At 69.3% G+C, this 9,341-nt stretch carries 11 protein-coding genes and 1 pseudogene; 3 read left to right on the top strand and 9 right to left on the bottom strand.

The genetic code is table 11. From position 1 onward, the window contains the following. From HOQ08_RS15170 to HOQ08_RS15135, 8 genes and pseudogenes are all read right to left on the bottom strand, one after another. Positions 1–216: pseudogene (locus HOQ08_RS15170) on the bottom strand (aminodeoxychorismate synthase, component I); the annotation flags it as partial. Continuing rightward, the gene (gene fabF, locus HOQ08_RS15165; protein ID WP_291196841.1) at positions 213–1,451 is read right to left on the bottom strand and encodes a beta-ketoacyl-ACP synthase II; all 1,239 of its coding nucleotides are present in this window, start codon (positions 1,449–1,451) and stop codon (positions 213–215) included. The gene fabF and the pseudogene HOQ08_RS15170, both read right to left, overlap by 4 nt. Before the next feature lie 188 nt (positions 1,452–1,639). After that, entirely contained in the window at positions 1,640–1,879 is a 240-nt protein-coding gene (acpP, locus tag HOQ08_RS15160; protein WP_091336635.1) for an acyl carrier protein, read from the bottom strand. Positions 1,880–2,071: 192 nt separating this feature from the next. Continuing rightward, positions 2,072–2,815 carry a 3-oxoacyl-ACP reductase FabG gene (gene fabG, locus HOQ08_RS15155; protein ID WP_291196835.1) on the bottom strand — a complete coding sequence of 248 codons (744 nt, stop codon included), beginning with the start codon at positions 2,813–2,815 and terminating at the stop codon, positions 2,072–2,074. Between the two features lie 62 nt (positions 2,816–2,877). Further along, the gene (gene fabD / locus HOQ08_RS15150; RefSeq protein WP_291196833.1) at positions 2,878–3,816 is read right to left on the bottom strand and encodes an ACP S-malonyltransferase; all 939 of its coding nucleotides are present in this window, start codon (positions 3,814–3,816) and stop codon (positions 2,878–2,880) included. A gap of 124 nt (positions 3,817–3,940) precedes the next feature. Further along, positions 3,941–4,915: a beta-ketoacyl-ACP synthase III gene (locus HOQ08_RS15145; protein ID WP_291196830.1), complete on the bottom strand. Its 975-nt coding sequence runs from the start codon at positions 4,913–4,915 to the stop codon at positions 3,941–3,943. Between the two features lie 126 nt (positions 4,916–5,041). Continuing rightward, the gene (gene rpmF / locus HOQ08_RS15140) at positions 5,042–5,233 is read right to left on the bottom strand and encodes a 50S ribosomal protein L32 (protein WP_091336642.1); all 192 of its coding nucleotides are present in this window, start codon (positions 5,231–5,233) and stop codon (positions 5,042–5,044) included. A 16-nt stretch (positions 5,234–5,249) separates the two neighbouring features. After that, positions 5,250–5,729 carry a YceD family protein gene (locus tag HOQ08_RS15135; RefSeq protein WP_291196846.1) on the bottom strand — a complete coding sequence of 160 codons (480 nt, stop codon included), beginning with the start codon at positions 5,727–5,729 and terminating at the stop codon, positions 5,250–5,252. Between the two features lie 152 nt (positions 5,730–5,881). Here HOQ08_RS15135 and HOQ08_RS15130 point away from each other — a divergent pair, with 152 nt between their 5' ends. Both HOQ08_RS15130 and HOQ08_RS15125 read left to right on the top strand, forming a co-directional pair. Beyond that, on the top strand, positions 5,882–6,340 hold the full coding sequence (locus HOQ08_RS15130; protein WP_343203823.1) for a hypothetical protein: 459 nt from the start codon (positions 5,882–5,884) through the stop codon (positions 6,338–6,340). Continuing rightward, entirely contained in the window at positions 6,337–6,915 is a 579-nt protein-coding gene (locus HOQ08_RS15125; RefSeq protein WP_291196824.1) for a Maf family nucleotide pyrophosphatase, read from the top strand. Before HOQ08_RS15130 ends, HOQ08_RS15125 begins: the two co-directional genes overlap by 4 nt. A gap of 35 nt (positions 6,916–6,950) precedes the next feature. Here the strand turns inward: HOQ08_RS15125 and HOQ08_RS15120 are convergent, their stop codons facing one another. After that, positions 6,951–8,450 carry a glycosyltransferase family 39 protein gene (locus HOQ08_RS15120; RefSeq protein ID WP_291196821.1) on the bottom strand — a complete coding sequence of 500 codons (1,500 nt, stop codon included), beginning with the start codon at positions 8,448–8,450 and terminating at the stop codon, positions 6,951–6,953. A 118-nt stretch (positions 8,451–8,568) separates the two neighbouring features. Here HOQ08_RS15120 and HOQ08_RS15115 point away from each other — a divergent pair. Continuing rightward, the coding region (locus HOQ08_RS15115; protein ID WP_291196819.1) for an AAA family ATPase at positions 8,569–9,341 on the top strand (773 nt) is incomplete at its 3' end.

Raw genomic sequence — 9,341 nt, 5'->3', positions numbered from 1 at the left:
GCGGCCCGGCCTCGCTGTCCCCTGCGCATCGACGAGGCGTCCGTCCGGAAGCAACGCCAGCTGTTCCTGCGGAAAGCCGAACAGGATGTCGTAGCGCGCCTGCGCGGTGCCGCCCACTACGCTCTGCAGCAGGCAGGGATAGCGGGCGGGAAACGCGGCGGCCGGCGCGAGCAGGTCGCGCCGGCCGCCAAGGGCTCTTACGTGGGGCCGCTTCAAATGCGACGGAACGCGAGCGTGCCGTTGGTGCCCCCGAAGCCGAAGGAGTTGGAGATCGCCACGTCGAGCTCCGCCTTGCGCGCGGTGTGCGGCACGAAGTCGAGGTCGCAACCTTCGCCCGGTTCGTCCAGGTTGATCGTCGGCGGCAGCACCTGGTCGCGCAGCGCCAGGATGGTGAAGATCGCCTCGACGCCGCCGGCGGCGCCCAGCAGGTGGCCGGTGGTGGACTTGGTCGAGCTCATCGCCAGCTTGTAGGCGTGCTCGCCGAACACCTTCTTGGCCGCCATCACCTCGCCCAGGTCGCCCAGTGGCGTGGAGGTGCCGTGCGCGTTGATGTACTGCACGTCGGTGGGTTCGAGGCCCGCATCGCTGAGCGCCGCCTGCATGCAGCGCGCGGCGCCTTCGCCGCCCTCGCTGGGCGCAGTGATGTGGTAGGCGTCGCCGCTCATGCCGAAGCCGACCAGCTCGGCGTAGATCTTCGCGCCGCGCGCCTTGGCGTGCTCGTACTCCTCCAGCATCAGCACGCCGGCGCCGTCGGACAGCACGAAACCGTCGCGGCCCTTGTCCCACGGGCGGCTGGCCTTGGCCGGCTCGTCATTGCGGGTGGACATGGCCTTGGCCGAGCAGAAGCCCGCCATCGCCGTGCCGGTGGTGGCGAACTCGGCGCCGCCGGCGAGCATCACGTCGGCATCGCCGTATTGGATCATGCGCATGGCCAGGCCGATGTTGTGCGTGGCCGTGGTGCATGCGGTGACGCAGGCGATGTTCGGGCCCTTCAGGCCGAACATGATGGACAGATGCCCCGAGACCATGTTGATGATCGAACTGGGCACGAAGAACGGCGACACGCGCCGCGGGCCCTTCTCGTGCAGGTCGATGGACGTGTCCTCGATGGTGTTCAGGCCACCGATGCCGGCGCCGACCGCCACGCCGATGCGCGGCGCGTTGGCCTCGGTCACTTCCAGCCCGGAATCGCGCAGCGCCTGGGTGCCGGCGGCGATGCCGTAGTGGATGAAGGGATCCATCTTCTTGACGTCCTTCGGCGGCATCCATTGCGCCGGGTCGAAGTCGCGCACCTGGCCGGCGATGCGCGTGGCGTAGCCGGTGGCGTCGAAGTGGGTCACCGGGCCGATGCCGCTGACGCCCTTGAGGATGTTGTCCCAGGCGGTGGCGATGTCATTGCCGACGGGCGAGATGATGCCCATGCCGGTCACCACGACACGTCGTTTGCTCATGAGTCGTTCGCTCATTGGATTGAATCCTTCGTGTTCTCGGCGCGTTGCCGGGCAATGCCCGCGTCCCCAGACCATACGGCATCGGACGTTTCAAAACGCGGAAACGAAAACTGCGCCAAGGTGGCGCAGCTTTCGGTATTGCCGCGTGAACGGAACCCGCGCGCGGCGCGGCTTCCGCCACGGCGCGATCAGTCCTTGGTGTGGGCCTTGATGTAATCGACGGCCTGCTGCACGGTGGTGATCTTCTCGGCTTCCTCGTCGGGAATCTCGGTCTCGAACTCTTCCTCGAGGGCCATCACCAGTTCCACCGTGTCCAGCGAATCGGCGCCCAGGTCGTCCACGAACGAAGCGTTCGCCGTGACTTCGTCTTCCTTCACGCCCAGCTGCTCGATGACGATCTTCTTGACGCGCTCTTCGATGGTGCTCATGTTGCCAAACCTCCCAAGGAGAAATTGCTTAATCGGGCCGGCGCGGGGCCGGCAAAGGCCGGCGGATTGTAGTGGCTAAGCGGCCAGGCCGCCATGCTCCGCCGGCAGGGATGGGACGCCGGGCTTTGCATGCCGGCGCGAAAGGTCAATTGTCGCCTAAAACTCGGCCGCTGGCGACAACCGTGCCATACGTCAGGGCATGTACATGCCGCCATTGACGTGCAGCGTTTCGCCGGTGATGTAGGCGGCGGCCGGCGAGGCGAGGAAACCCACGGCCTTGGCGATGTCGCCCGCCTCGCCCAGGCGGCCCAGCGCGATCTGCCCCAGCAGCGCCTGCTTGGATTCCTCCGGCAGTGCGCGGGTCATGTCGGTGTCGATGAAACCGGGCGCGACCACGTTGACCGTGATGCCGCGCGAGCCGATCTCGCGCGCCAGCGACTTGGAGAACGCGATGATGCCCGCCTTCGCCGCCGCGTAGTTGGCCTGGCCCGGATTGCCGGTGAGGCCGATCACCGAGGCGATCGAGATGATGCGGCCCTTGCGTGCCTTCATCATGCCGCGCATCACCGCCTTGGAGGCGCGATACACCGAGGTGAGGTTGGTATCGATGATCGCCTGCCAGTCCTCGTCCTTCATGCGCATCAGCAACTGGTCGCGGGTGATGCCGGCGTTGTTGACCAGGATCGACACGGCGCCGAACTCCTTGGCGATGGCATCGACCAGCACCTCGATGGCACCGCCGTCGGTCACGTCCAGCACGCGACCATGCCCGCCGTTCGGCGCGAGCCGCTCGCCGATCGCCTTGGCGCCGTTCTCGCTGGTGGCCGTGCCGATCACGGTGGCCCCCATCGCCGCCAGCTCGTCGGCGATCGCCGCGCCGATACCGCGGCTGGCGCCGGTGACCAGCGCAATTTCTCCTTCCAGGATCTTGCTCATCGTCATGCCCTTCTGCAGGAATCCGGGGCGGGCCGGAAAACCCGCCGCCCATCGTGATGTGGTTACGCGAGTGCGGCCTCGATCTCGGCCGGCGCACCGATGGCGCGCGCGTCGAGGCTCTTGTCGATGCGCTTGACCAGCCCCGTGAGCACCTTGCCCGGGCCGCATTCGAACACGCGCGTGGCGCCGACGGCAGCGAGCGCCTGCACGCATTCGGTCCAGCGCACCGGCAGGTAGAGCTGGCGCTGCAGCGCGCCGCGGATGTCCTCCACGCTGGCGTAGCTGCGCGCCTCGGCGTTCTGGATCACCGGAATGGCGGGCGCCGACCAGTCGATCCGAGCCATGCGCTCGCCCAGCCGGTCCGCCGCTTCGCGCATCAGCGCGCAATGCGAGGGCACCGATACCGCGAGCTTGACCGCCTTCTTCACGCCCAGTTCGGCAAGCCTTGCCAGCGCCCGGTCGACCGCCTGGGCATTGCCGGCGATCACCAGTTGGCCCGGCGAGTTGTAGTTGGCCGGCGACACCACCTGGCCCTGCGCGACCTCCTCGCACACTGCCGCGATCTGCGCGTCGTCGCCGCCGAGAATCGCCGCCATCGCGCCCGTCCCGGCCGGCACCGCCGCCTGCATCAGGCGGCCGCGCTCGGCCGCCAGCGCGGCCGCGTCATGCAGCGAGAGCGCCCCTGCGCAGACCAGCGCGCTGTATTCGCCCAGGCTGTGCCCGGACAGCTGCGCCGGTCGCGCGCCGCCGAGCTTCTGCCACACCCGCCACACCGCCACGCTGGCGGCCAGCAAGGCCGGCTGGGTGTGCTCGGTGCGGTTGAGCTGGTCCTCGGGACCGTGCTGGCTGAGCTGCCAGAGATCGATGCCGGCACCCTGCGAGGCTTCCGCAAAGGTCGCCTGCACGTCGGCGTGCGCGGCGGCGAGATCGGACAGCATGCCGATCGATTGCGAACCCTGGCCGGGAAAGACGAAAGCGAGCGAGGGGGAGGAATCAATCATCGGCGAGGGATCCGTCAGAGGCCAAAGTGGCGATGATGCCAGCAGCTACCGTGATACGCAGCCGTATCGGCAACCGGAAACGACGATGCCGCCCGCAGGCGGCATCGTCCGGGAGCACGGGAGCTCAGTAGCGCAGCAGCGCCGAGGCCCAGGTGAAGCCGCCGCCGAAGGCTTCCAGCAGCAGGTTCTGGCCGCGCTGCACCTTGCCCGAGCGCACCGCATAGTCCAGCGCCAGCGGTACCGAGCCGGACGAGGTGTTGGCGTGCTTGTCGACCGTCACGATGACCTGGTCCATCGACATGTCCAGGCGCTTGGCGGTCGCTTCGATGATGCGCAGGTTGGCCTGGTGCGGGATCAGCCAATCAAGCTGCGAGGCCTGCATGCCGGCGGCCTGCAGGGTCTGCTCGACCAGCGAGTCGAGCGTCTTGACCGCGACCTTGAATACCTCACGCCCGGCCATCTTGATGCACACGCCATGGTTGGGCTCGTCGCGGAAACCGGCGGAAACGCCGACCGGATTCCACAGCAGTTCCTTGTAGCCGCCGTCGGCATGCATGCAGGTGGCATAGATGCCCGGCTCGTCGCTGGCCTCGAGCACGACCGCACCGGCGCCGTCGCCGAACAGCACGCAGGTCTCGCGCTCCTTCCAGTCGATCATGCGGGTGAGCGTCTCGGCGCCGATCACCAGCGCCTTCTTCGTCTGCCCGCTGCGGATGAACTTGTCCGCCACGCCCAGCGCATAGACGAAACCCGAACAGGCCGCATTGACGTCGAAGGCCGCGCAGCCGTTGGCGCCCAGGCGAGCCTGCACCAGGCAGGCGGTCGACGGAAAGATCAGGTCGGGCGTGGTGGTGCCCAGCACGATCAGGTCCAGCTCGGAGGCCTGCACGCCGGCGGCGGCCAGCGCACGCTCGGCGGCCAGGAAGGCCAGGTCGCCGGTGGTCTCCCCCTCGGCCGCCACGTGACGCTGGCGGATGCCGGTGCGGGTGTGGATCCATTCGTCGCTGGTCTCGACGAATTTCTCCAGGTCGAAATTGGTCATTACGCGCTCTGGCAGCGCGCTGCCAGTGCCGGTGATGCGGGCGTAGGTCGAAGCCATGGGCTGTCCATCAATATGCGGGGGCGATGGCCAGGCCATGCCGGAGCCGCAACGTTACGTTCGCGGACGCCGAAACGCAAAGCGGCGCGTCGCCGCGCCGCCTGTTGCGTCCGATAAGGAACCGCTTTATTCGGCGTCGACGGCCGCGGCGGTGTCGATCACCTTCTTGCCGCGGTAGTAGCCGTCCTTGGTGACGTGGTGGCGCAGGTGCACCTCGCCGCTGGTCGGGTCGGTCGCCAGCTGCACGGTCTTGAGCTTGTCGTGCGAACGACGCATGCCGCGGGTGGACGGGGTCTTGCGGCTCTTGGCAACGGCCATGGGTGTATCTCCAGCTTCAATCGTTGTGCTTGAGTTCGCGCAGGACCGCGAACGGGTTGTCGGTACGTTCCGGCGCCGGTTCGGGCGAACCCTCGTCGGTCACCTCGGGTGGCAGGCTGCTGTGCGGATTGACCGGCACCAGCGGCAACGCCAACAGCAGTTCATCCTCGATCACGTCGGCAGGGTTCAGCTTGCCGTCGTCCTCGACCAGCAGCGGTTCGCAACCGGGCGGCAAGGCTGCCTCCTCGCGTTCGCTGCGGATCAGGCCGAGCCGGCTGTCCACCGCCAGCGGCATCACGAAAGGCTCGAGCGTACGCTGACAGGTCAGCGTAAGCGGCGCCTCGACGTGCACCTGAAGGTAGGCCGTGCCGAACTCGTCGCGACCGAAATCCAGCGCGTACTGCGCCGCCCCTTCGTTGCCGGCCAGCATCCCGCACAGGCGGGACATGGCGGCCACCGGAAGCGCCCCGGCGAACGAACGCCGCGCCGAGACCATGCGCCAAGCGTCCACGGACTCTGGCAGTGTCACGGACATAATCGCGAAATCTTAGGCCCGGCGCGGTTCCAAGTCAACCGCACCGGGCTTGCTTTGCCTGCCGCCGGGCGCTGGGGCAGACTGCCCTTCCGACCCGCCGCCGGTTTCTCCTCGTGCCCACCGCCCTCGCCTTCGGCCTCACCGCGATGCTCCTGCTGCTGATGGGCGCCGGGTCGTTCGTGCTGATGGGCCGGCGGCGCCGGCTGGATCGGCGCACCGAAAGCATGCACCAGTTGCTGGAACTGGCCGATCAGCTGGAAGCCGACCTGAAGACCTGCCGCAGCGGGCTCAAGCAGGCCCACGCGGTGATGTCGCTCAATCCCGACCAGCCGGCGGCCGGCGAGCAGGAGGCCAAGCAGGCGATCGACGCAGGCCTGCGCTCGCTGCTGCAACAGCGCCTGTGGATCCGCGACTGCGCGCCCGATGCCAGCCAGCAGGGCCTGGACGCGGCGGCCGCCGACATGAGCCAGACGCGGGCGCGGCTGCGTCCGCTGGTGCACGCGCTGGAGCGCGCGCGCCACGAGCTGGACGATGCCATGCGCGAACACATCCGGCGCGAACCCGACGCATGAGCCGCCTCGTCCTCGGCTCCACCTCGCGCTACCGCACGGAACTGCTGCGCCGGCTGGTGGCGCAGTTCGAGCAGCGCGCCCCCGGCAGCGACGAAACCCTGCGGCCCGGCGAAGCACCGGCCGACGCTGCGCTGCGACTGGCCATCCTCAAGGCGGAAGGCGCAGGCCAGGGGCTGGCCGATGCGCTGGTGATCGGCTCGGACCAGATCGCCGAGCTGGACGGCCGCGCGCTGGGCAAGCCCGGCAGCGTCGAGGGCGCATGCACGCAGCTCGCAAGCTGTGCCGGCCGCGAGGTGCGCTTCCATACCGGGGTGTGCCTGCTCGATACCCGCGGGGGCCTGAGGCGCACGCACCTGGACACCACCCGCGTACGCTTCCGGGCGCTCACCGAAACGGAGATCACGCGCTACGTGGAGCGCGAGCGGCCGCTCGACTGCGCCGGCAGCTTCAAGTGCGAGGGCCTGGGCATCGCTTTGTTCGAGCGCATCGACAGCAGCGATCCCACCGCGCTGATCGGCCTGCCGCTGATCGCGCTCGCGCGGATGCTGCGCGAAGCGGGCCTCGCCGTCCCATAGCCATGGGGCGCGGGCGTCCGCCCACCCTGCGCCACCTACATGGGCGTCGCGGTCTGCGCGTTGCGCCAGAACAGGCACTGCGCCGGATCGGCGGGCGGCGGCAGCGGCGCGGCAGGCACCCGTCCGCGGTAATACGCGAAGCTCTTGCGTCCCTCGAACAGCACCCGCCGCGCGACCAGCCGCGGCGCCTCGATGCTGCCGCAGATCGCCCCCAGCCGTTCCAGCTTCTCGCGCTCGCGCATCGCCTCGCTCACCACCAGCAGCATCGGTTCGCCGGCGTGCACGGCACGCAACCCGGCTTCGTCGCGCCGCCAGATCGCCAGATGCGGCGCACGACCATGCTTGACGTTGAGCGCGCTGTCCAGCGAATACACCGGCCGACGGCCGTCGAGCTGGAACTCGAGTTCGGCGGCGAGCATGAAGTTGTCGGCGACGAGCACCGCATCCTCGTGCTGCAGCAGCACGCGCGCCTGCACCGCACTCTCGCGCCAGCCGACGAAGTTGGCCGGGAACGCCTTGCTCGCGGCCAGCATGTCCGCGCCCTGCGCACTGGCCGCCAGCGCCAGGTAGCCCAGGCCCAGCAGCGTGCCCGCGCCTCCCAGCGCACCGCCGATCACCGTGGCGGCTCGCCAGCCGCGCCCGGAGCAACGGCACAGCGCCGGCACCGCCGCCAGCAGCGGCAGATAACCCGGCAACGGCCAATGGGCACGGAAGCGCAGGTCGTCGGCGAACAGCCCGAATACGAAATACGGCACGAGGAAACCCAGGCCGCTCCATGCGACCAGGTCCCACGGCGCACCTTCGCCGCGCCGGCGCCAGCTTCGCCACAGCGCCCACAGCAGCACGGCGTAGAGCAGCGGCGTGCAGGCGATCGCCTGTTCCAGCGGCTGCACCAGCGCATCCGCGTGGAACTGCCACGGATTGCGTTCGACCAACTGGAAGGCGAGCCCCGCGCCATGCTGGCGCCAGTTCGACAACGCCAGCGGCACCAGCCCCAGCGCCGCCAGCGCGAGCGACAGCCAAAGGCCGCTGCGTCGCCATTGCGCGCGCCCGCGCTGCGCGAAGAGCAGCAACAGCAAGCCGGCCAGCATGACCATCGCCGCGCGGTAGTGCGTCAGCCACGCGACCGCCAGTGCGAAGCCCAGCAACAGCCAGTCGCGCAGGCGGCCCTCGTCCATCGCGCGCAGCAGCGCATACAACGCGACGGCCGCGGCGAGCGTGAGCGGCACGTCCGGCAGCGCCATCACACCGAGGCTGCCGGCCAGCGGCAGCGCCAGGCACAACAACCCTGCCTGCCAGCCCGTGCGCGCGTCGAAGGAGCGCCGCCCGAACGCGACGACCACCCACGGCAAGGCGCTGCCGAGCAGCAGAAACGGCCAGCGCATGCCGAGCAGGCCATGCCCGGCGACGCGCTCGCCCAGCCAGATCAGCCACGCTGTCAAGGGCGGCAGGTCGCTGTAGCCCCAGGCCGGATGCCGGCTTTCCTGCCAGTAGAAGGCCTCGTCGCCGAACGGCGACATCGTGGAAGCCACCATGCACTTGAGTACCAGCAAGGCGACGAACGCGATAAGGAACGCGCCTCGCCAGCGCGCGAGCCCGGCCGCTACACTCGGGCGGTCCTCCCCGCGTTCCGTCCGCATCTGCCAGGAACCCATGTCCGCCTCCACTCCCCTGCCCGAAGAAACGCTCCACCCGCGCCTGCAAGCGGCGATGGCCCAGGTCAACCGCGTGCTGCTCGGCAAGCCGCGCCAGGTCAAGCTTGCCTTCACCTGCCTGATCGCCGGCGGCCACCTGCTGATCGAGGACGTGCCCGGCGTGGGCAAGACCACGCTGGCGCATGCGCTGGCCGCAAGCTTTGCGCTGGAGTTCCAGCGCGTGCAGTTCACCAGCGACCTGCTGCCCTCGGACATTATCGGAGTGAGCGTGTTCGAGCGCGAGACCGGCCAGTTCCGCTTCCACCCCGGTCCCATCTTCACCGGCCTGATGCTGGCCGACGAAATCAACCGCGCTACGCCGAAGACGCAGAGCGCGCTGCTGGAGGCGATGGCCGAGGGCCAGGTCACGGTGGACGGCCAGACGCACGTGCTGGCGCAACCCTTCTTCGTGGTCGCCACGCAGAACCCGCTGGATCTGCACGGCACCTTCCCGCTGCCCGATTCGCAGCTGGACCGCTTCATGCTGCGCATCTCGCTGGACTACCCGGACGCCGCCGCCGAGCGTGCGCTGCTCGCCGGCAGCGATCGCCGCGACCTGCTCGCCCAGCTCACCCCGCAGTTGGATGCACCCAGCCTCGCCGCGCTGCACCGCCAGGCGCAGGCAGTCACTGCCAGCGGCGCCCTGCTCGATTACCTGCAGGCGCTGCTCGCGGCCAGCCGCCGCCACGCCGACATCCGCGTCGGCCTGTCGCCGCGCGCCGGCATCGCCCT

It is taken from the genome of Frateuria sp., assembly GCF_013362045.1.
Lineage (GTDB): Bacteria > Pseudomonadota > Gammaproteobacteria > Xanthomonadales > Rhodanobacteraceae > Frateuria_A.
Note: the sequence above shows the minus strand (reverse complement) of the source record. Positions and strands in the feature narration are given on the sequence as shown.